General features: G+C 71.8%; 17 protein-coding genes. 12 read left to right on the top strand and 5 right to left on the bottom strand.

From position 1 onward, the window contains the following. Positions 1 to 104 precede the first annotated feature (104 nt). The 8 genes from ACH4TL_RS37265 (at position 105) to ACH4TL_RS37300 (ending at position 10,956) form a co-directional block, all read left to right on the top strand. Entirely contained in the window at positions 105 to 2,546 is a 2,442-nt protein-coding gene (locus ACH4TL_RS37265) for an FAD-dependent oxidoreductase (RefSeq protein WP_398328082.1), read from the top strand. Between the two features lie 14 nt (positions 2,547 to 2,560). Beyond that, on the top strand, positions 2,561 to 3,445 hold the full coding sequence (locus ACH4TL_RS37270; protein ID WP_398328085.1) for a bifunctional methylenetetrahydrofolate dehydrogenase/methenyltetrahydrofolate cyclohydrolase: 885 nt from the start codon (positions 2,561 to 2,563) through the stop codon (positions 3,443 to 3,445). Between the two features lie 40 nt (positions 3,446 to 3,485). Further along, a complete protein-coding gene (locus tag ACH4TL_RS37275; protein WP_398328088.1) occupies positions 3,486 to 4,895 on the top strand; it encodes an MFS transporter in 1,410 nt (469 codons plus the stop codon). Between the two features lie 194 nt (positions 4,896 to 5,089). Continuing rightward, positions 5,090 to 6,175, top strand: a complete 1,086-nt coding sequence (locus ACH4TL_RS37280) for an S-(hydroxymethyl)mycothiol dehydrogenase (protein ID WP_398328091.1) — start codon at positions 5,090 to 5,092, stop codon at positions 6,173 to 6,175. Further along, positions 6,172 to 6,801: an MBL fold metallo-hydrolase gene (locus tag ACH4TL_RS37285; RefSeq protein WP_398328094.1), complete on the top strand. Its 630-nt coding sequence runs from the start codon at positions 6,172 to 6,174 to the stop codon at positions 6,799 to 6,801. The genes ACH4TL_RS37280 and ACH4TL_RS37285 overlap by 4 nt, the downstream gene beginning before the upstream one ends. Positions 6,802 to 6,910: 109 nt before the next feature. Continuing rightward, positions 6,911 to 8,056, top strand: a complete 1,146-nt coding sequence (gene solA, locus ACH4TL_RS37290; RefSeq protein ID WP_398328098.1) for an N-methyl-L-tryptophan oxidase — start codon at positions 6,911 to 6,913, stop codon at positions 8,054 to 8,056. A 265-nt stretch (positions 8,057 to 8,321) separates the two neighbouring features. Then, positions 8,322 to 9,503, top strand: a complete 1,182-nt coding sequence (locus ACH4TL_RS37295; RefSeq protein ID WP_398328101.1) for an NAD(P)/FAD-dependent oxidoreductase — start codon at positions 8,322 to 8,324, stop codon at positions 9,501 to 9,503. A gap of 70 nt (positions 9,504 to 9,573) precedes the next feature. Then, a complete protein-coding gene (locus tag ACH4TL_RS37300; protein WP_398425427.1) occupies positions 9,574 to 10,956 on the top strand; it encodes an L-serine ammonia-lyase in 1,383 nt (460 codons plus the stop codon). A gap of 13 nt (positions 10,957 to 10,969) precedes the next feature. Here ACH4TL_RS37300 and ACH4TL_RS37305 read toward each other — a convergent pair whose 3' ends face one another. Next, positions 10,970 to 11,737, bottom strand: a complete 768-nt coding sequence (locus ACH4TL_RS37305; RefSeq protein WP_398332013.1) for an IclR family transcriptional regulator — start codon at positions 11,735 to 11,737, stop codon at positions 10,970 to 10,972. 130 nt (positions 11,738 to 11,867) lie between these two features. Here ACH4TL_RS37305 and ACH4TL_RS37310 point away from each other — a divergent pair, with 130 nt between their 5' ends. Continuing rightward, positions 11,868 to 12,869, top strand: coding sequence for a 2-hydroxyacid dehydrogenase (locus ACH4TL_RS37310; RefSeq protein ID WP_398332016.1), 1,002 nt, complete (start codon positions 11,868 to 11,870; stop codon positions 12,867 to 12,869). Between the two features lie 1,013 nt (positions 12,870 to 13,882). Here ACH4TL_RS37310 and ACH4TL_RS37315 read toward each other — a convergent pair. Then, a complete protein-coding gene (locus tag ACH4TL_RS37315) occupies positions 13,883 to 14,305 on the bottom strand; it encodes a hypothetical protein (RefSeq protein ID WP_398332019.1) in 423 nt (140 codons plus the stop codon). A gap of 289 nt (positions 14,306 to 14,594) precedes the next feature. Between ACH4TL_RS37315 and ACH4TL_RS37320 the strand changes: the two genes are divergently transcribed. Continuing rightward, positions 14,595 to 18,278 carry a hypothetical protein gene (locus tag ACH4TL_RS37320; protein WP_398332022.1) on the top strand — a complete coding sequence of 1,228 codons (3,684 nt, stop codon included), beginning with the start codon at positions 14,595 to 14,597 and terminating at the stop codon, positions 18,276 to 18,278. 46 nt (positions 18,279 to 18,324) lie between these two features. On the opposite strand, the gene ACH4TL_RS37325 is transcribed toward ACH4TL_RS37320, so the two are convergent. Further along, positions 18,325 to 18,747, bottom strand: a complete 423-nt coding sequence (locus ACH4TL_RS37325; RefSeq protein WP_398332024.1) for a hypothetical protein — start codon at positions 18,745 to 18,747, stop codon at positions 18,325 to 18,327. Between the two features lie 213 nt (positions 18,748 to 18,960). On the opposite strand from ACH4TL_RS37325, the gene ACH4TL_RS37330 reads away from it, so the two are divergent. Then, a complete protein-coding gene (locus tag ACH4TL_RS37330; protein WP_398332027.1) occupies positions 18,961 to 19,248 on the top strand; it encodes a YiaA/YiaB family inner membrane protein in 288 nt (95 codons plus the stop codon). Between the two features lie 83 nt (positions 19,249 to 19,331). Here the strand turns inward: ACH4TL_RS37330 and ACH4TL_RS37335 are convergent, their stop codons facing one another. Both ACH4TL_RS37335 and ACH4TL_RS37340 read right to left on the bottom strand, forming a co-directional pair. Next, positions 19,332 to 20,243: a LysR family transcriptional regulator gene (locus ACH4TL_RS37335; RefSeq protein WP_398332030.1), complete on the bottom strand. Its 912-nt coding sequence runs from the start codon at positions 20,241 to 20,243 to the stop codon at positions 19,332 to 19,334. A 76-nt stretch (positions 20,244 to 20,319) separates the two neighbouring features. Next, the gene (locus ACH4TL_RS37340; RefSeq protein WP_398332033.1) at positions 20,320 to 20,442 is read right to left on the bottom strand and encodes a hypothetical protein; all 123 of its coding nucleotides are present in this window, start codon (positions 20,440 to 20,442) and stop codon (positions 20,320 to 20,322) included. 52 nt (positions 20,443 to 20,494) lie between these two features. On the opposite strand from ACH4TL_RS37340, the gene aspA reads away from it, so the two are divergent. Further along, positions 20,495 to 21,895, top strand: coding sequence for an aspartate ammonia-lyase (gene aspA, locus ACH4TL_RS37345; protein WP_398332036.1), 1,401 nt, complete (start codon positions 20,495 to 20,497; stop codon positions 21,893 to 21,895). Positions 21,896 to 22,051 lie beyond the last annotated feature (156 nt).

The following is a 22,051-nucleotide window of genomic DNA, read 5'->3' on the forward strand; positions in this document are numbered from 1 at the left end:
GCCCGCCGTTTCCATGATTCGACCCTTGACACCACCCTGACCCCCCTGCACTGTGAGTTGCGCAATGCGAGGCACGTTGCGCTGAACGCAACTGGAGGTATGTGATGGCGGGACCGCGAGTGGTCATCATCGGCGCGGGCGTCGTGGGGGCGGCGCTGGCGGACGAACTGTCCTCCCGAGGCTGGACCGAAGTGACGGTCGTGGACCAGGGCCCGCTGCCCGCCACCGGCGGGTCGTCCTCCCACGCCCCCGGCCTGGTGTTCCAGACGAACGCGTCGAAGACCATGACCGAGCTGGCGCGCTACACCGTCGAGAAGTTCTGCTCCCTCGACGTCGACGGACAGCCCTGTTTCCTGGAGGTCGGCGGCCTGGAGGTCGCCACCAGCCCCGAGCGCCTGGCCGAACTCCACCGCCGCCAGGGCTGGCTCGACTCCTGGGGCATCGAATCCCGGGTGATCGGCCCGGACGAGTGCGTCGAACGGCATCCGCTGGTGGCGCGCGAGCGCGTCCTCGGCGGACTGCTGATCCCCACCGACGGCCTGGCCAAGGCGGTCCTCGCGGTCGAGGCCCAGCTCCGCGCCGCCCGCGTCCGTGGCGTGACGACCCTCGGCCGCCACGAGGTCCTCGACATCCTCACCGACGACGGCAACCAGGTCACGGCCGTCCTCACCGACCAGGGGGAGATCCCCGCCGACATCGTGGTGTGCTGCGCCGGGATCTGGGGCCCCAAGGTGGCCCGCATGGCCGGCATGGACCTCCCGCTGACCCCACTGGCCCACCAGCTGGCGTGGACCGGGCCGGTGCCCGCCCTCGCCGGGCAGGACCAGGAGGCCATCCGCCCCATCCTGCGCCACCAGGACGCCGACCTGTACTACCGCGACCGCTTCGACCGGCTCGGCATCGGCTACTACGGGCACCGGCCCATGCCCATCGACGCGGACGACATCCTCTCCGTAGACGCCGCCGAGGAGATGCCCTCCGTCCTGCGCTTCACCGAGGACGACTTCGCCGAGGCGTGGACCGAGACCCAGGCCCTGCTGCCCGCCACCAAGGAGGCGGAGGTCGAGGAGGGCATCAACGGACTGTTCTCCTTCACCACCGACGGACTGCCCCTGCTCGGCCAGTCGCGGGACGTCAAGGGCTTCTGGGTCGCCGAGGCCGTATGGGTCACCCACTCCGCGGGCGTCGGCCGCGCCATGGCCGAATGGCTCGTCGACGGCCACTGCTCGTCGTTCGACCTGCACGAATGCGACGTCAACCGCTTCGAGCCCCACCAGCTCGCCCCGGAGTACGTACTGGCCCGCGACTGCCAGAACTTCGTCGAGGTGTACGACATCCTCCACCCCCTCCAGCCGCCCGGCGCGCCCCGCCCCCTGCGCACCAGCCCCTTCCACCCCCGCCAGCAGGAACTGGGCGCGGTCTTCCTGGAGGCCACCGGCTGGGAGCGGCCCCAGTGGTACGAGGCCAACGACGCCCTGGTGGCGGGGCGGGACATCCCCGTACCGGGCGACTGGGCGGCCCGCTACTGGTCGCCGACCGTCGGCGCCGAGGCCCAGGCCACGCGGGAGGGCGTCGCGATGTACGACATGACCGCCCTCAAGCGCCTGGAGGTCACCGGCCGCGGAGCCGCCGCCTTCCTCCAGCACCTGACCACCGGCAACGTCGACAAGTCCATCGGCTCCGTCACCTACACCCTGACGCTCGACCACGACGGCGGAATCCGCAGCGACGTGACCGTCGCCCGGCTGGGCCGCGACCACTTCCAGGTCGGCGCCAACAGCAACCTCGACCTCGACTGGTTCACCCGCCACCTGCCCGAGGACGGCTCGGTGCAGGTGCGCGACATCACCGCCGGCACCTGCTGCATCGGCCTGTGGGGCCCCAAGGCGCGTGAGGTCCTGCAACCCCTGGCCGACCAGGACTTCTCCCACCAGGGCCTGAAGTTCTTCCGCGCCAAGCGCGCCCACATCGGCGCCGTCCCCGTCACCGCCATGCGCCTGAGCTACGTGGGCGAACTGGGCTGGGAGCTGTACACCACCGCCGACATGGGCACCAAGCTCTGGGACACCCTCTGGGAGGCGGGCCGGGAACACGGCATCATCGCCGCCGGGCGCGGCGCCTTCAACAGCCTCCGCCTGGAGAAGGGCTACCGCTCCTTCGGCCACGACATGACCTACGAACACGACCCGTACGAGGCCGGAGTCGGCTTCGCGGTCAAGCGCGACAAGGACGACTTCATCGGCAAGGCCGCGCTGGAGCGGCGCGCCGAGAACGTGACCCGCCGCCTCACCTGCCTGACGATCGACGACCCGCGCGACGTCGTCATGGGCCACGAGCCGGTGTACGACGGCGACCGCCCGGTCGGCTACGTCACCAGCGCCGCGTACGGCTACACCATCGGCAAGGGCATCGCCTACGCCTGGCTCCCCGCCGAACTCGCCACCCCCGGCCGGACCCTGCACATCGGCTACTTCGGACGGCGCGTCCCCGCCGCCGTCGCCGAGGAGCCCCTGTTCGACCCGTCCATGCGGCGCCTGCGCGGCTGAGGAAGAGGAACCCCATGAACGCACACGCTCTCGACGGACGCCGCACCGCGGCCGCGATCCGCGACGAACTCGCCGCGCGCGTCGCCACCCTGGCCGCCCAGGGCCACACGCCAGGGCTCGGCACGCTGCTCGTCGGCGACGACCCCGGCAGCCACGCCTACGTCGCGGGCAAACACCGCGACTGCGCCCAGGTCGGAATCGCCTCCATCCGCCGCGAACTCCCCGCCGACGCCACCCAGGAGCAGGTCGAGGCCGTCGTCGACGAACTCAACGCCGACCCCGCCTGCACCGGCTACATCGTGCAGCTGCCGCTGCCCCGCGGCCTCGACACCGGCGCCGTCCTGGCCCGCATGGACCCCGCCAAGGACGCCGACGGCCTGCACCCGGCCAACCTCGGCCGGCTCGTGCTCGGCGTCGACGGCCCGCTGCCCTGCACCCCGCGCGGCGTCGTCGAACTGCTGCGCCGCCACGACGTCCCGCTGGCCGGAGCGCGGGTCTGCGTCATCGGCCGCGGGGTCACCGTCGGCCGCCCCCTCGGGCTGCTGCTCACCCGCAGGTCGGAGAACGCGACCGTGACGCTGTGCCACACCGGTACCAAGGGCATGGCCTGGCACGTGCGCGACGCGGACATCGTCGTCGCGGCCGCCGGTTCCCCGGGGATCGTCACCGAGGACATGGTCCGGCCCGGCGCCGCCGTCCTCGACGTCGGCATCACCCGCACCGAGGACGGCCTGCTCGGCGACGTCCACTCCGATGTCGCCAAGGTCGCCGGATGGGTCGCCCCCATGCCGGGCGGCGTCGGCCCGATGACCCGGGCCATGCTGCTCGCCAACGTCGTCGAGACCGCCGAACGCGCCGCTGCCGCCGCCGCGCCCGCGCTCAGCGCGGCGCGGGTGTGAGCCGCCCACCGCGACCGTCCCCCCAACCTTCGGAGGTCAGATGTCCATCCCCGCCATCGACGAGGCGCCACTGAGCCGATTCCACCGAAAACTCACCTGGGCCTGCGCCGGAGGCCCCTTCCTGGACGGCTATCTGCTCAGCATCATCGGCGTCGCGCTGGTCGGCATGAGCAACGAGCTCCAGCTGACCACCGGGGACGAGAGCCTCATCGGCGCCGCCGCCCTGGTCGGCATCTTCGTCGGAGGGCTGTTCTTCGGTGCCGTCACCGACAAGCTCGGCCGTGAGGCGATGTACACCGTCGACCTGGCGGTCCTGGTGGGCGGATCGCTGCTGTCGGTGTTCGCCACCGAGACCTGGCAATTCGTCGTGCTGCGCTTCGTGCTCGGCATGGCCATCGGGGCCGACTATCCGATCGCGACGTCCCTGCTGGCCGAATGGGTGCCCAACCGGCACCGGGGCAGGCTGCTCGGCATCCTGACCCTCTCCTGGTACGTCGGCGCGGCCTCCGCCTATGTGGTCGGCTACGTATTGGCCGAGATCGGCGGCGACGGCACCTGGCGGTGGATGCTCGCCTCCGGCGCCGTACTGAGCGCCGTGATCCTGCTGCTGCGCGTCGGCACCCCCGAATCCCCGCTGTGGCTGGTGAACAAGGGCCGCACTGCCGACGCCCAGAAATCGATCAAACGGGCCCTCGGCCGCACCATCTCCATCGACGAACTGCTCGCAGCCTCGGCCGCCGAGCAGGCGGTGGAGAAGAACCAGATCCGTGACCTCTTCGAAGGCACCTATCTGCGGCGGACGTTGTTCTGCGGGCTGTTCTACATGTGCCAGATCACGCCGATGTTCGCCCTGTACACCTTCGGCCCCGCCATTCTGGATTCCTTCGGCCTCGGCGAGGGCCACACCAGCAACCTGGGCTCGGCGCTCATCAGCATCGTCTTCGTCCTGGGCTGCGTCCCCGCACTGCGCCTGGTGGACCGGGTGGGCCGCCGCCCCGTCATCACCTGGTCGTTCGCCCTGATGGTGATCCCGCTCCTGGTGCTCGGGGGCGGCTCCGCGCTCCCCATCGGGGTGGTCATCGTGTGCTTCTGTACCTACGCCCTCCTCTCGGGCGGTCCCACGGTGCTGGAGTGGACGTATCCCAACGAGCTGTTCCCCACCAACATCCGGGCCACCGCGGGCGGTGTGGCCACCTCCATCAGCCGCATCGGCGCCGCCGCGGGCACCTATCTGCTGCCGATCTCCCTCAGTGCGCTGGGCATCGGCACGACCATGCTGATCGGCGCCGGCATCACGCTGTTGGGCTGGCTGGTGTCCATGGCGTGGGCCGAGGAAACACGGGGCCGCACACTGGCGGAGACCAGCGCGCTGCCCGGCGACTCCCGGAGTTCCCGGCCGTCCTCCGCGGCCGAAGGGAAGCGGGGAAAGTTCGTGCGGCCAACTCCTTGACAGCGGTCGCCTAGAAGACAGATTGTTGCTCATAGTGAAGCAGCACGCGCCATGCGCAACAAGTCGCGACGGCTCGGGCGGAGTTCATTCCCTTCCCTCGCCGATCGTCCCCCGTGGAGCGGTCCGGCGTCCCCGCCATCGAAAACATCCGGCCGAAGCCCGCATTCGGCCGCCCCTCAACGAGGAGTGCGACAGTGACACACGAGGTACGCGCCGTCGTCGCCCGGCAGAAGGGCGCTCCGGTCTCGGTGGAGACCATCCTGGTGCCGGACCCCGGACCGGGCGAGGCGCTGGTGCAGGTGCAGGCTTGCGGTGTCTGCCACACCGATCTGCACTACCAGCAGGGCGGGATCAACGACGAGTTCCCCTTCCTGCTCGGGCATGAGGCCGCGGGCGTGGTCGAGGCGGTCGGCGAGGGCGTCACCCACGTCGTGCCGGGGGACTTCGTCGTGCTCAACTGGCGTGCGGTGTGCGGCCAGTGCAGGGCCTGCCGCAAGGGCAAGCCGTGGTACTGCTTCGACACCCACAACGCCACCCAGCCGATGACCCTGGCCGACGGCACCCCGCTGTCCCCGGCCCTGGGCATCGGCGCCTTCGCCGAGAAGACCCTGGTGGCCGCCGGGCAGTGCACCAAGGTCGATCCGACCGCCTCGGCCACCGCGGCGGGACTGCTCGGCTGCGGTGTGATGGCCGGATTCGGCGCCGCGGTCCACACCGGCGGCGTCGGCCGCGGAGACTCGATCGCGGTGATCGGCTGCGGCGGCGTGGGCATGGCCGCCATCGCGGGCGCCAAGGTGGCCGGAGCGAGCCGCATCATCGCCGTCGACGTCGACCAGCGGAAGCTGAAGTGGGCCGAGGAGTTCGGCGCCACCGACACCGTCGACTCCTCCCAGACCGACGCCGTCGAGGCCGTCCGCGGCATCACCGGCGGATTCGGCGCCGACGTCGTCGTGGACGCGGTGGGCCGCCCCGAGACCTACAAGCAGGCGTTCTACGCCCGCGACCTGGCCGGGACCACGGTCCTGGTCGGCGTCCCCGCCCCCGAGATGACCGTCGAACTGCCCCTGCTGGACGTCTTCGGCCGCGGCGGAGCGCTGAAGTCCTCCTGGTACGGCGACTGTCTGCCCTCCCGGGACTTTCCCGCCCTGATCGACCTCTACCAGCAGGGCCGGTTCGACCTCGGCCGCTTCGTCACCGAGGAGATCGCCCTGGACGACGTGGAGGCCGCGTTCGCCAAGATGCACCGCGGTGAGGTCCTGCGCTCGGTGGTGGTCCTGTGACGGCGCGCATCGAGCACCTGGTCACCTCCGGGACCTTCGAGCTGGACGGGGGCAGCTGGGAGGTGGACAACAACGTCTGGCTGATCGGTGACGAACGCGAAGTCATGGTCATCGACGCCGCACACGACGAAGCGGCCATCGCGGAAGCCGTCGGCGACCGGCGCCTGGTCGCCATCGTGTGCACCCACGCCCACAACGACCACATCAACGCCGCCCCCGCCCTCGCCGCCCGCACCGGCGCCCCCATCCTGCTCCACCCGGCGGACGCGGTGCTGTGGAAGTCCGTACACCCCCATGCCGAGCCGGACCGGGACCTGGTCGACGGCGAGCTGCTGAGCGTGGCCGGTACCGGGCTGTATGTGCTGCACACACCAGGGCACGCCCCCGGCGCGGTCTGCCTGTACGCGCCCGAGCTGGGAGCCCTGTTCTCCGGCGACACCCTCTTCCAGGGCGGCCCCGGAGCCACCGGCCGCTCCTACTCCGACTTCGGCACCATCATCGCCTCCATCCGCGACCGGCTGTTCACCCTCCCCGCCTCCACCGCCGTGCACACCGGACATGGCGGCACCACCGTGATCGGGGCCGAAGCGCCCCAGCTCGCGGCGTGGGTGGACCGGGGATATTGACGAGCCGTCAGAAGTCCCGAATTCCGAGGAGGACCATGAGCGCCCGCAGAACCCGCGCATTACCGGCAGAGAATCCAGAAGAGCCAGGACAGCCAGGGGAGACGGACGGATGGCCCCTTCGTACGACGTGATCGTCGTCGGCCTGGGCGGCATGGGCAGCGCGGCCGCCTACCACCTCGCCGCCCGCGGTCAGCGCGTGCTCGGCCTGGAGCGCTTCGGCCCGGCCCACAACCTCGGCTCCAGCCACGGCGGATCCCGCATCTACCGGCAGGCGTACGAGGACCCGGCCTATGTGCCCCTGCTGCTCCGCGCCCACGAACTGTGGGAGAAGCTGGCCGCCGACTCCGGCCACGAGGTGTTCACCCGGACCGGCGGCCTGGTCATCGGGCGTGAGGACAACGCGGCGCTCGCGGGCACCCTGCGCAGCGCCGAGCAGTGGGGGCTGGACCACGAAGTCCTCACCGCCGCCGACCTCCGGCGTCGCTTCCCCACCTTCAAACCGGCCGCCGAGGACGTCGCCTTCTACGAGAGCGGAGCCGGGGTGGCGCGGCCGGAGGCGACCGTCACCGCCCACCTGGACCTCGCCCGGATCCACGGCGCCGAACTGCACTTCGCGGAAACCGTCTTCGGCTGGCAGGCCGACGGCCCGGGCGGCAAGGCATGGGTGGTCACCGACCGCGGCATCTACACCGCTGACCGGCTGGTGATCGCCCCCGGGGCCTGGGCGTCGAACCTCCTCTCCGACATCGGCGTGACGGTCACGGTGGAACGCCAGGTCATGTACTGGTTCCGGCCCCAGGGCGGAACCGGCCCGTTCACTGCCGACCGCCACCCCGTCTACATCTGGGAGGACCCGGAGGGCACGCAGATCTACGGCTTTCCCGCCCTCGACGGTCCCGACGGCGGCGTCAAGGCCGCCTTCTTCCGCGGTGGCGTCCCCAGTAACCCCGAGACCGTCGACCGCCGGGTCCGCTCGGACGAGATCGCGGCCATGGCCGAGTATCTGCGGCTGCGCATCCCCACGCTGCCCGGCCGCTTCCTCAAGGCCACGGCCTGCATGTACGCCAACACCCCGGACCAACACTTCGTCCTCGCCCAGCATCCCGAGCATCCGAGGGTGACGGTGGCCTGCGGATTCTCCGGCCATGGGTTCAAGTTCGTACCCGTGGTCGGCGAAATCCTCGCCGACCTCGCCACCGAGGGCACCACCCAGCACCCCATCGCGCTCTTCGACCCCCGCCGCGTGCGCCCCTGACCGCGTTTCCGGGGGCTCTTGACAACCCCCGGAACCGTGGCAAAGCATGTTGCGTATAGCGCATCGCGTTGTTCCATTCGAGACAGTGTTCCGTTCGAGACAGAGGCGGACCGCCGTCTCTTCCACTCCGCCGCACAGCCGGGTGTCACCGCCCGGCAAGACGGCTTCCCATCCCAGTCGGGCACCGCAATCCGGAGGTACCCATGATCACGGCGTGCCGCATCGACGGCCACGTACTGCGCCACATCTTCGTCGGGGAGTCGGTATGAGGAGCATCACCGTCGTCGGAGCGTCACTGGCCGGCCTGAGCACCGTCCGCGCGCTGCGCACGGAAGGCTTCGACGGCGACATCGTCGTCGTCGGGGAGGAGCGCCACGCGCCCTACGACCGCCCGCCGCTGTCCAAGGAGTTCCTGAAGGGGGAGATCGGCCCCGACGAGCTCATGCTCAGCGACGCGGAGGAGTACGAGGAGCTCCAGGCGGAATGGCTGCTCGGCGAGCGCGCGGTGGCCCTCGACACCACGGCCCGGACCGTCACCCTGGCCGGAGGGCGCGAGGTGCGGACCGACGGGATCGTCGTCGCCACCGGCGCCACCCCCCGGGCGCTCCCCGGCACGGACGGACTCGCCGGTGTCCACACCCTGCGCACCCTGGACGATGCCCAGGCGCTGCGCGCCGAACTGCTCGACGGACTGCCCCGCGTCGTCGTCATCGGCGCCGGATTCATCGGCGCCGAAGTGGCGTCCACCGCCCACCGGCTCGGGCTCGACGTCACCGTCGTCGAAGCGCTCGACGTACCGCTGCAACGCCAACTGGGCCGCGAGATGGGGCTGGTGTGCTCTTCCCTGCACACCGACCACGGGGTGCGGCTGCTGTGCGGAACCGGCGTGGCGGGATTCACCGGCCACGACCGGGTCACCGGCGTACAGCTGGAGGACGGGCGGCTGCTGCCCGCCGACATCGTCGTGGCCGGGGTGGGGGTGCGGCCCGTCACCGACTGGCTCGACGGCTCCGGCGTGAAGGTGGACGACGGCGTGGTGTGCGACGCCGGATGCGCCACCAGCATCCCGGGCGTGGTCGCGGTCGGCGATGTCGCCCGCTGCCCCCACCCGTTCACCGGACGGCACGCCCGCATCGAGCACTGGAGCAACGCCACCGAGCAGGCCAAGACCGCCGCCCGCACCCTGCTCTCCGGCGTATCGGCGGACCCGCCGCGCACCGCGCCGCACTTCTGGTCCGACCAGTACCGGGTGCGCATCCAGCTCGCCGGACACGTCGTCCCCGGCGCCGAGCCCGAGGTGGTCGAGGGCGACGTCGCCAGCCGCTCCTTCGCCGCCGTCTACCGGCACGAGGGCGCCGCCGTCGCCGTGCTCACCATGAACCAGCCGAAGCTGTTCAACCGCCTCCGCCGCACCCTCACCGCGCCCACGGCGACCGCCCCGACATAGGCCCGACAACCCCGCGGGGGCGTGCCCGCGACACGTCCGGGCACGCCCCACCCACCCCACGGAGTACGGCGTGGCAATCAGCGTCTTCGACCTGTTCTCGATCGGCATCGGCCCGTCCAGCTCGCACACCGTCGGCCCCATGCGGGCCTCCCGCATGTTCGCCGCCCGGCTGAAGCAGGACGGCCTGCTCGCCCAGACCGCCTCGGTGCGCGCGGAGTTGTTCGGCTCCCTCGGCGCCACCGGCCACGGCCACGGCACCCCCAAGGCCGTCCTCCTTGGTCTGGAGGGCAACGAGCCGCACACTGTCGACGTCGCCCGGGCAGACCTGGACGTCGAGCGGATCCGCGCCACCGGGCGCCTCCGCCTGCTCGGCGCCGAGATCGGCCCGTCCCACGAGATCGACTTCGACGCCGCCTCCCACTTGGTCCTGCACCGCCGCCGGTCCCTGCCGTACCACGCCAACGGCATGACGCTCCTCGCGTACGACGAGACCGGTCATCCGCTGCTGGAGAAGACCTACTACTCGGTCGGCGGCGGCTTCGTCGTCGACGAGGACGCGGTCGGCGAGGACCGCATCAAGCCGGACGCCACACCGCTGGCTCACCCCTTCCGCACCGGCGACGAGCTGCTGCGCCTGACCCGCGAAACGGGTCTGTCGATCACCGCGCTGATGCTGGAGAACGAGAAGGCGTGGCGCACGGAGGAGGAGATCCGGGCGGGGCTGCTGGAGATCTGGCGGGTCATGGAGTCCTGCGTCTCCCGCGGGCTGACGCAGGAGGGCATCCTGCCGGGCGGGCTGAGGGTCCGCCGCCGCGCGGCCAACGCCGCCCGCGCCCTGCGTTCCGAGGGCGACGCGGCCGCGCGTGCGATGGAGTGGGTGACGCTGTACGCGATGGCGGTCAACGAGGAGAACGCCGCCGGGGGCCGTGTCGTGACCGCCCCGACCAACGGCGCCGCCGGGATCATCCCGGCCGTCCTGCACTACTACACCCGCTTCGTCCCCGGCGCGGACGAGGAGGGCGTCATCCGCTTCCTGCTCGCCGCGGGCGCCATCGGCATGCTCTTCAAGGAGAACGCGTCGATCTCCGGTGCCGAGGTCGGCTGCCAGGGCGAGGTCGGCTCCGCCTGCTCGATGGCCGCCGGTGGCCTGGCCGAGGTGCTGGGCGGCAGCCCCGAGCAGGTCGAGAACGCCGCCGAGATCGGCATGGAACACAACCTGGGTCTGACCTGCGACCCGGTCGGCGGTCTGGTGCAGATCCCCTGCATCGAGCGCAACGGCATGGCGGCGGTCAAGGCCGTCACCGCCGCGCGGATGGCGCTGCGCGGCGACGGCCGCCACCATGTGTCCCTGGACAAGGTCATCAAGACCATGAAGGACACCGGCGCCGACATGAAGGTCAAGTACAAGGAGACGGCGCGGGGCGGGCTCGCGGTCAACGTCATCGAGTGCTGACCCCCGTGCCCCTTCAGCGTGCGGGCAGCCGGACACCCAGTTCGGACGCCGCGGCCTGGAGCAGCGGCACCATGGCGACCAGGTCGTCCATGCCGCGGCGGAAGGCGGGCGCGGCGGTGGACAGGGCCGCGAAGACGCTGCCGTCCGGCCGCAGCACGGGCACGGCGACGGCGCGCAGCCCGCGGTGGTGTTCCTCGTCGGCCGTGGCGTAGCCGCGCTCGGCGGCGCGGGCGACGGCCTCGCGCAGGGCGCCGCGGTCGGTGATGCTGTTCGGCCCGTGCGGGGTCAGCTCGACGCGGTCCAGTAGGTCGGTGCGTACGTCGTCGGGGGCGAACGCCATCAGGACCTTGCCCATCGAGGTGCAGTGCAGCGGGCCGTGGCGGCCCGGGTCGCTGCGCACGCCGACCGGCTGGGGGCCGTCCACGTAGTGCACGTACAGGTGGCGCGTGCCGTCCAGGACGGACATGAGGGTGGCTTCCTCGGTCTGCCGTGTCACGCGCTGCATCACGGGCAGGGCGGTACCGGCGAATCCGTACACCTGGCCCGCCTGCTGGCCGAGCTGGAACAGCCGCAGCCCCGGCTTGTAGCGCTTGCCGGCGGCCTCGAACTCCACCAGGCCCTCCCGGCAGAGGGCGTTGACCAGCCGGTGCGAGGTGCTGACGGGGACGCCGCTCTCGCGGGCCAGCGCGGACAGGGTGATGCCGTGGGGGTGCTCGCCGACCAGGACGAGCAGCCGGATCGCCCGGCCGACGACATCGGCCGGGACATCACTGGTGCTCACGCTGTGCAAATTACCACTGAACGGAATCTATTTTCACCCAGTGGTTGACATCCGCCACCTGCGGTCCTGACGATACTTTCCGTTGAACAGATAGATTTTCCACTGAGTGGAAAAATTGAGGAGTGGCGTGATGACGCAGCGAGTGCTGACCACCCGGCCCGCCCTGCCCGGCGGCGGCCTGGACCGGCTGGCGGCCGGGTCGGACCTGGTGCGCTGGGACGGCGACGGCAAGCCCGAACCGGCCGAACTGCACGCCCTCGCCGCCGGTGCGGACGCCATCCTCTGCCTGGGCAACGACCGGGTGGACGCCGCCCTCCTCGACGCCGCCGGACCCTCGCTGAAGGTCGTCGGACTGGCCAGCATGGGATTCGACGCCGTGGACCGGGAGGCGGCGGCCGAGCGCGGAGTCGTGGTCACCCACACCCCGGGCGTCCTCGCCGAGACCACCGCCGACCTCACCTTCAGCCTCATCCTCATGGCCCGCAGGCGGCTCGGCGCCGCCCGCGACTCCCTCGCCGCCGGACAGTGGGGCCTGTTCCGGATGGACGACTACCTGGGCCTGGACATCCACGGCGCGACGCTCGGCCTCGTCGGCTTCGGCCAGATCGGGCGCGCCGTGGCCCGCCGCGCCCAGGGCTTCGGCATGCGCGTCATCCACCACGACCCGTTCGCGCCCGACGACACCCAGGACCCGCCCTCCCGGGCCGTGGACCTGCCCACCCTGCTCGCCGAGGCCGACGTGGTCTCGCTGCACGTCCCCCTGACCCCGCAGACCCGCCACCTCATCGGCGCCGCCGAGCTGGCGGCCATGAAGTCCACCGCCACCCTGGTCAGCACCTCCCGCGGCGGCGTCATCGACGAGGACGCCCTGCTGCGCGCCGTACGCGAGGGCGACATCCACTCGGCGGGCCTGGACGTCTACGAGCGCGAACCCATGGGCGCCGACCTGTCACCCCTGGTCGGCGAGGAGCGCGTGGTGACGCTTCCGCACATCGGCTCGGCCACCGAGGCCACCCGGGCCGCCATGGTCGACCTCGCCGTCGACAACATCCTCGACGTGCTCGCGGGCCGCCCGGCCACCACACCGCTGCCCGGCAGCGCGGCTCGGCCCGGCGCCCCGGCCCGCCCCTGAACCAACCTCACCGTCGGCGTCGCGCCGGGCGGGCACCCGGCCGGTCACCCGGTCCGCCGCGCGCAGCCAGTGCCGCTTGGCGGCCTTCAGCGCGCGGAAGCTCCGGGCGTGCGCGCGGATGGTCTCCGTCTGGAGGCGCGCCTCGGCGGTGCGCCAGATCTCGACCAGCCGGGTCCTCCGCTTGCACCGCACATCGGCGACCGCGGTACGGACCTCTCGGGCGGACGGCCGGGACGACGCCGCCCAGGCGTGAGCGTCGGCGACGCTCAGGGGATCGGCGTGACGGAAGCCCGCCTCGCGCAGACAGGCGCTCCACGCGCGCACGCCCCGGCGGACGGCCGCGTCGCGCCGGGACCGCTCGAAGGTGCGCGTCACCAGCCGGTTGAACAAGGCGTGATCGGACGTCGGCGCGCCGCGCAGCAGCCGCGCGTGCGCCGCCTTCCAGCACCCGCCCGTGCCGTTCCTCCCGTACGCGGCCCGGCGCTGCCGGGTCGTCAGCCGCGCGTCCCGTGCGGTGTCCGCCGCCTTGCGCCGTGCGACGGTCGGCAGGGGAGGGGGAGCGTGGTAGCCGAAGCGGCGGGCGACCTCGGACTCGACCGGTCCGTACCGGGTGCGGTTCGGCGGCGCCAGGTCCCTGCCCGCCGCGCGGGGCAGCAGCTTCCAGCCCATGCCCCGATCGCGCATGCAACGGCGCAGCAGGAGGTCTTCGGCCGACTCGATCGTGTGGATGTCCCGGTCGGACAACTCGTAGGCGTCGAAGGGCAGCGTGAGGCTCCGGGCCTCGGCGCCGACGGCCGGAACGGCCACCTCGCCCTGGGACGGCCGCTGGGCCGGTGCCGTGGCGGCGCACCCGGCGGCCCCGGCCACGGTGGCGCACAACAGCAGCAGGCCCGCGCCCGAGCGGACCGCGCTGGAACGGATGGTCATGGCCCCTCCTCAGCTCCCTTCCGGTGGGCCCGTGCGGTGGGGGTGGCGCCCGCCCGTCGGTATGGGCGCCACCCCCACCCGCGGTCCTAGCGGAAGATGACGCAGCTCAGCCGGTTGTCCTTGATCGCGTCATTGCTCAGGTTCTTGTCACTGGTGCCCGGGTACGACGTCGTGTGCGCGCCCGTGCACCGGCCCTGGGCGTTGGCGACGTTCTGGTACAGGTCCACGTACTTGCGCGTCTGGTTCTTCACCGAGCTGGTGCCGTTGTCGACCTTCCCTCCCCGGTCCCAGTAGTTGTTCCGGAGGTCCTTGTCGGTGCGCGTGACGTACGCCCAGCCGCCCTCGCGACCCTTGTTGTAGTTGTCGTGCTGGTACATGTGGAAGCCACCGGCCTGGGCGCCGCGGGCGGCGGCAGGGGAGTCGGCGGCGGACGCCACCGGCACCGCGGCGAGGGCGGTGCCGCCGACGAGCGCGACAGCTGCCAGGGCGGTGCGGATCGTGATCGACATGGTGAGGTTTCCCTTCGGTTCCGGCCCCCGGGACCTGCGCGGTCCGGGGCGCAGCGGTTCTCCGTCCGACGCGTCGCCCGGCCCGCTGTGAGCCGGGCGACGCCGTACGCCAACGACTCTCCGCGGCGCCGACCTTGTTGCGCAGCCCCGGTCCGCAGCCCGCAACAATCACGTCGTCACAGCTGAGGCAGTCACCGAGGGCGACGCCCTGCCCCCGGCGCGGCCTTGTCCAGGCATCTCGCGGCTCCCTAAGTTGTGGACGACGGGGAAGCGGGGAGAGGGGATCCCGATGGGCCGACCGGAAGCGCCACTCGATCCGGGCGCCGGGCCCGTACAGCGGTTCGCGCTGGAACTGCGCAAGCTGCGCCAGGAGGCCGACGGGGTCACCTACCGCGTCCTGGCCCAGCGCACGCCGTATACCGTCTCCACCCTGTCCAGAGCCGCCTCGGGCGAACAACTGCCCTCCCTCCAGGTCACCTTGGCCTATGTCGAGGGATGCGGGGGAGACCCGGAGGACTGGGAGCGGCGCTGGAGGCAGGTGGCCGAGGAAGCGGCCGCCGAGGCGGCCGAACAGGACGACGCCGAGCCGCCGTACCAGGGCCTCGCCCGCTTCGAACTCCGAGATCACGACCGGTTCTTCGGCCGCGAGGAGCTGGTCGCCGATCTGCGGGAGCTGATGCGGAAGCACCGGCTCACCGCCGTCGTCGGCGCCTCCGGCAGCGGCAAGTCCTCGCTGCTGCGCGCCGGGCTGATCCCGGCCCTCCAGCACGCCGCCCCGGAGGAGGAGCGCCCGGCGGCCATCCGCATCTTCACCCCCGGCGCGCACCCCGCCCGCACTCACGCCGAACGGCTCACGCCCAAGGACGGCGACGGCGACACGGTGGTCGTGGTCGACCAGTTCGAGGAGACCTTCACCCTGTGCGCCGACCCAGCGGAGCGGACGGCCTTCACCGACCTGCTGCGCGCGGCATGCGAACCCGGGAGCCGATTACGCGTGATCATCGCGGTGCGCGCCGACTTCCTCGGCCGCTGCGCCGAGCACCGCGGGCTCGGCGCAGCGCTGCGGACCGCCACCCTGCTGGTCGGACCGATGAGCCCCGCCGAACTGCGCGAGGCGATAGTGAAACCGGCCGCCGCCGCCGGACTCATCGTGGAGCGCGCCCTGACCGCCCGGCTCATCGAGGGGGTCACGGACGAACCCGGGGGACTGCCCCTGCTGTCCCACGTCCTGCTGGAGACCTGGCGCCGCCGCCGCGGCCGGGCGCTGACCGAGACGGCGTACGAGGCGGCGGGCGGCCTGCACGGCGCCATCGCCCGCACAGCGGAACGCGCCTACGCCGAGCTCACCCCCGAACGCGCCGGGATCGCCCGCCTCGTACTGCTCAGGCTGATCACCCCGGGGGAGGGCGCCCAGGACACCCGCCGCCCCGTCGACCGGTCCGAACTGGACACCATCGCCGCCCCCGAAGACCTCTCCCTCGTCCTCGAACAGCTGACCAGCGCCCGGCTGATCACCCAGGACGAGGACGCCGTGGACCTCGCGCACGAGGCACTGATCAGCGGCTGGCCCCGGCTGCGCGGCTGGGTCGAAGAGGACCGCGAGCGGCTGCGCGCCCACCGCCATCTGACCGAGGCCGCCCGGGCCTGGGCGGAGCTGGAGCGCGACGCCGGCGCCCTGTACCGGGGCACCCGGCTCGCGGTCCTCCGCGACTGGGCTTCCCGCGACGGCAGCCGAGCCGAACTCAACGCGGTGGAACGGGCGTTCCTCGACGCGAGTGTCGGCCTGGCGGACAGCGAGCGGGCCGCGGCCGCGCGGCGCCACCGCCATCTGCGCCTTCTCGCCGCGGGCCTCGCCCTGCTGCTGCTCGTGGTCACCGGCGTCAGCGTGGTCGCCCTGCAACAGCGCCGGGATGCCGTACGGGCCCACCGCATCGCCGTGTCACGGCAACTGGCGGCCGAGGCGCTCGGTCTCGTCGAGTCCCGTCCGGCCGCGGCCATGCTGCTGAGCGTGGAGGCGTTCCGTACCGCGCGGACATTCGAAGCGCGCAGCGCCATGCTGTCCATCTCGGCACATCGGTACTACCGGGCCGAGCTGTCCGGCCACGCCGACGCCGTCTCCGAGGCGGCCTTCAGCCCCGACGGCACGCTCGCCACCGTCAGCCGCGACCGTACGGTGATGCTGTGGGACACGAACACACGGCGGCGGCTCGCCACCCTGACCGGACACCACACCTGGCTGCGCGCGGTGGCCTACAGCCCGGACGGCCACACCCTGGCCACGGGAGGCAACGACGGGAAGCTGATGCTCTGGGACGCCGCGGCGCGCACGCCGTCGGCGGCCCTGACCGGCCACAAGGGGCAGATCAAGAGCATCGCCTTCAGCCCGGACGGCCGGACCGCGGCCACCGCGGGCGCCGACCACAGCGTCAGGCTCTGGGACACCGAGCGCCGGACCCGGAAGCGCACCCTCGCCGGCCACACCGGCATCGTCTGGGCGGTGGCGTTCAGCCCCGACGGCCGCACCGTGGCCACCGCGGGCGCGGACCACAAGGTGATGCTGTGGGACACCGCGACGGGCAAGCGCACCGCCACCCTCACCGGCCACACCGAGTCCGTCGGCGCCGTCGCCTTCAGCCCCGACGGCCGCACCCTCGCCACCGCGAGCGACGACTGGACGGCGAGGCTGTGGGACGTACGACGCCACACCGGCGTGGCCACGCTGCGCGGCCACCGGGGAGAGGTCAGAGCGGTGGCCTTCAGCCCGGACGGGCGCACCCTCGCCACGGGAGGGCACGACAAGTCGGTCATGCTGTGGGACGTCGGCAGCGCCACCCGCCTGACCACGCTCACCGGGCAGACCACCAACGTCTACACGCTCGCGTATCGCCCGCGAAGCTCTGTTCTCGCCTCCGCCGGGGAGGACGGCAAGGTCGTGCTCTGGGACACGGCCCGGATTCCCCTCTCCGGCCACCGCGACCGGGTCAACGACGTGGCCTTCAGCCCGGACGGCCGCACCCTCGCCACCGGCGGCGCCGATGACACCGTCGTGCTCTGGGACACCAGGCGCCGCACCCGCCGCGCCACTCTCCCCAGCGGCTCCGGGTCCGTCCACGCCGTGGCGTTCGCCCCCGACGGACGCACCATCGCCACGGCGAGCGGCGCCGACGCGCGGCCCGCGAGCGCCCGCAACCACGTCCTCACCTTCTGGAGCGCTTCGGGCCACGGTCCGCCCGCGAGGCGTACCGGGCATTCCGGCAGCGTCACGGATGTCGCCTACAGCCCGGACGGCCGCCTCGTCGCGACGAGCGGCGCGGACAAGAAGGTCATCCTCTGGGACGCCGCCCGCCGCACCCGGCTGGCCTCGCTGACCGCGGCGTCCGGAGAACCCGGGACAGCCGTCAACGGCGTGGCCTTCAGTCCCGACGGCCGGTTTCTCGCCACCGCCAATCACGATCGCAAAGCGACGCTGTGGGACGTGGCGAAACGGACCAGGCTGGCCACCCTGACCGGGCACACGGGACAGCTCAGAGGCGTGGCCTTCAGCCCGGACGGCCGCATGCTGGCGACCGCGGGCATCGACCAGAAGGTGATGCTGTGGGACGTGGCCAGGCGCACCCGCGTCGCCGACCTCGCCGACAGCACCGGACCCGCGTTCGCCCTGGCGTTCAGCCCGGACGGCCGCACCCTCGCCACGGCCAACGCGAACAAGTCCGTGATGCTGTGGGACGTCGCCCGGCGCAGCCCGCTGGCCCAGCTGACCGGCCACACCAAGCAGGTCAGATCGCTCGCCTTCAGCCCGGACGGCCGCACGCTGGCCACCGGGGGCGACGACCAGTCCGTCATGCTGTGGAACGTCGACCTCCGGCGCACCGCCGCGGAGCTGTGCCGCACCGCGGGCCGCAACCTCACCTCACAGGAGTGGCACCAGCTGATCCCCGGCACGGCGTACCGCACGACGTGCCCCGCGGCCTGACCGGGCCGCGGGGCACGCCGTCGATGCGGCCGTGCGGGCGGGCCGGTCAGCAGCGGATGTCGACGATCTGGATCTTCTGACCGTCCCGCACCTTGTGCCAGCCGGGCCCGACCGTCCTCAGCCCCAGCGACCGCTTGACCTTGCACCCGGGGCCGACCCAGTAGCCGTCGACATCCTTCACGCCCACGTGGTGTCCGTTCTGGCCGGGCTTGAGGACGCGCCAGGTCGAGGAGTTGCGATGCTTCCCCCAGTCATTGGTGATCATCAGCGTGTACCGGTTGTCGCGGTTGTAGACGTTGCCGCAGATGTGGCCGCCGATCGCACAGGTGCCGAACGGGCGGATCTCCGCCCCTGTCCGCTCCACGCCTCCCGAGCCCCCACCGGCCGCGGCGTGCGCCGCGGTCGCACCCGGGAGCGCGACAGCGACCCCCGCCGCCAGAGCCACGATGACTGAGCGCTTCGAACGCAAGGGTTCCTCCACTGATGTGCGGTGCCGAACTCGTCCCGTCGGGCCCTCCCCCGTTCCACTGACCGGGCCCGCGTTCTTCGAGGCTGGCGCCTCCCGGAGTTGTTGCGCAGCCCGTTCCACCGCGCGAAACAATCCGCGGCGCGCGCCCGATCTGAGTACGTACTGAGTATCCGAACGGATGTGGCAACGACCACGGCCGCCGATCCTTTGCCCATGAGTGAGACTCCGGTCAAGCAACAGAGCACGACCGCGTTCTACGGTCAGGCGGTCGCCTCCTTCTCCATCGCCATGGCGGCCACCGCCATCGGCATCTTCCGGCTGAGCGCCGACGCCTGGGTACGCGGCTTCCTGGCCATCGCCGTGCTCTACCTGGTGACCTCCGCCTTCACCCTGGCGAAGGTGATCCGGGACCGGCAGGAGGCCGGGCAGATCGTCAGCCGGGTCGATCAGGCGCGGGTGGAGAAGCTTCTCTCCGAGCACGACCCTTTCGAAAAGCTCTGACCCCGTAAAGCTCTGAACTCTGATCCCAGTCATGAGCTGAGCGGACGACTCGGCGGCCGGCGCCGTCGCTGTTCAGCGCCTGATCAGGCGCTGAGGGCGGCGGCCTGGTCGCCGAGTCCGCGTAGCGCCAGCCGCAGCAGCGGATGCCCCTCGCTGCCGCGCCGCACGGCGGTGAACACCCGCCGCGTCGGACGGGGGCCCCTGACCGGGCGCGCGACGGCGCCGCCGAAGGCGATGCCGTGGAGCGCCGAACGGGGCACCAGCGCCACCCCGGAACCGGCCGACACCAGCGCGCACACCGCCCGGGAGTCATCGGCCAGGCACTCCGCCCGAGGCTGGAAACCGATCGCTTCGCAGGCGCTCAGGACGACGTCATGCACCGGATTACCGGGCCACGGCGTGATCCACGGATCCGCCTTCAAATCGGTCAGGTCCACCTCCGCGGCCGAGGCCAGCGGATGGTCGGTCGGCAGGACCACATCGAACGGTTCCGCGTACAGCGGCTCGCGCAGCAGCTGGTCACCGTGCTGGCCGGGGGAGTCCCGGTGCTCCACCGCCAGGGCGATGTCGACGGCGCCGTCGACGAGGAGCCGCCTGCTCGCATGCCCCTCGGCGTCCTTCACGCGGATCCGCACCTGCGGGGCGTGCTTCCGCAGCGCCGCCACCGCAGGGGCCACCACTTCGGTGATCGCACTCGCGAACGCGGCGATGGTCACCTCGCCCGCCAGCCCCTCCGAGCTGGCGGCCATGTCGGCCTCCGCCTGCTCCAGCTGTGCGGCGATCTTCATCGCGTGGTCGGCCAGTAGCGCGCCCGTGGGAGTGAGCCGGACGGTGCGGCCGCGCCGCTCCAGCAGCACATGCCCGACCTCCGCCTCGAGCGCCGCGAGCTGCTGCGAAGCCGCTGATGGGGACAGGTAGAGGGCCCGGGCGGCGGCGGTGACGGTGCCGTGCTCGGCCAGAGCCTGCAGCACCCGGAGCCTTCGTGGATCGATCACAGGGGGCAGTTCACCAGACGGGAAGGCGTCTGTGAAGTAGAGCTTCACAGGCAACCTGGGAAATTGCCGATGGACTTCACAGGATCGGCTCTCCAAAGTGGTCTTCCATGAACGCAACGGCAAGGACCGCCGTTGGCCCGGTGTCCGCAGGGGCGCCGGACAGGTCCTGATCACGCGGCGTTGATGCGGTCGCCGTCATGCCCTCCTTCACCCGAATCCCCACCACCCCTCCCCAAGGAACTGATGTGTCCATGACTGCCGGTTGTCGCCGTGAACACGATCTGCTCGGCGACCGGGACGTCCCCGCCGACGCGTACTGGGGCATCCACACCCTGCGCGCCTCGGAGAACTTCCCCATCACCGGTACGGCGATCTCCGCGTACCCGCACCTCATCAACGCGCTCGCCGCCGTGAAGGAGGCGGCGGCCCGCGCGAACGAGGACCTGGGCCTGCTGGCTCCGGAGAAGGCCGACGCCATCGCCACCGCGTGTCAGGAGATACGCCGCGGCCAGCTGCACGACCAGTTCACCGTGGATGTGATCCAGGGCGGCGCCGGGACCTCGACCAACATGAACGCCAACGAGGTCATCGCCAACCGGGCGCTGGAGATCCTGGGCCACGCCAAGGGTGAGTACGGCATCCTCCACCCCAACGAGGACGTCAACCTCAGCCAGTCCACCAACGACGTCTACCCGACCGCCGTCAACGTTTCCACGATCATCGCCGTACGGGAACTCCTCGACGCGATGACCGTCCTGCGCGAGGCCTTCGGGGCCAAGGCCGAGGAGTTCGGCGACATCCTGAAGATGGGCCGCACCCAGCTCCAGGACGCGGTGCCGATGACACTGGGGCAGGAGTTCTCCTCGTACGCGGTGATGCTGGAGGAGGACCAGAGCCGACTGGGCGAGGCCGCCCTGCTCATCCATGAGATCAACCTCGGCGCGACCGCGATCGGCACCGGGCTCAACGCCCCGAAGGGCTACGCCGAGGCCGCCCGCGGGCATCTGGAGGACATCACCGGGCTGCCTCTGATCACCGCCGCGAACCTGGTGGAGGCGACGCAGGACTGTGGCGCCTTCGTCCATCTCTCGGGTGTGCTGAAGCGGATCGCGGTCAAGCTCTCCAAGAGCTGCAACGATCTGCGGCTGCTGTCCTCCGGGCCGCGTGCCGGGCTCAACGAGATCAACCTGCCGCCGGTGCAGGCCGGTTCGAGCATCATGCCGGGCAAGGTCAACCCGGTCATCCCCGAGGTCGTCAACCAGGTGGCCTTCGAGGTGATCGGCAACGACGTGGCCATCACCATGGCCGCCGAGGCCGGACAGCTCCAGCTCAACGCCTTCGAACCGATCATCCTCCACTCCCTCTCGGAAAGCATCACCCACCTGCGCGCCGCCTGCCTCACCCTCGCGGAACGCTGCGTGTCCGGCATCACCGCCAACACCGAGACCCTGCGCGCGAGCGTGGCGAACTCGATCGGGCTCGTCACCGCCCTCAACCCGCACATCGGCTACACCGCCGCCACCGGCATCGCCAAGGAGGCCCTGGCCACCGGGCGCGGCGTCGCCGAACTCGTCCTGGAAAAGGGCCTGTTGCCCGCCGACCGGCTCGCGGACCTGCTGCGCCCGGAGCACATCGCCGGGACCAGGGCCTGATGCCGGTCGCGGACCGGACTCCCCGGACACAACACACAACGCACCAGCAGAGGAAGTCGGCCATGGCAACGGCGCCCAGCGTCTCGTACTCGATGACGGTCCGGTTGGAGGTGCCCGCGAGTGGTACCGCGGTCAGCCAGCTGACCACGGCCGTGG

The organism is Streptomyces sp. NPDC021115 (genome assembly GCF_044333065.1).
In the GTDB taxonomy this organism is placed as follows: Bacteria; Actinomycetota; Actinomycetes; order Streptomycetales; family Streptomycetaceae; genus Streptomyces.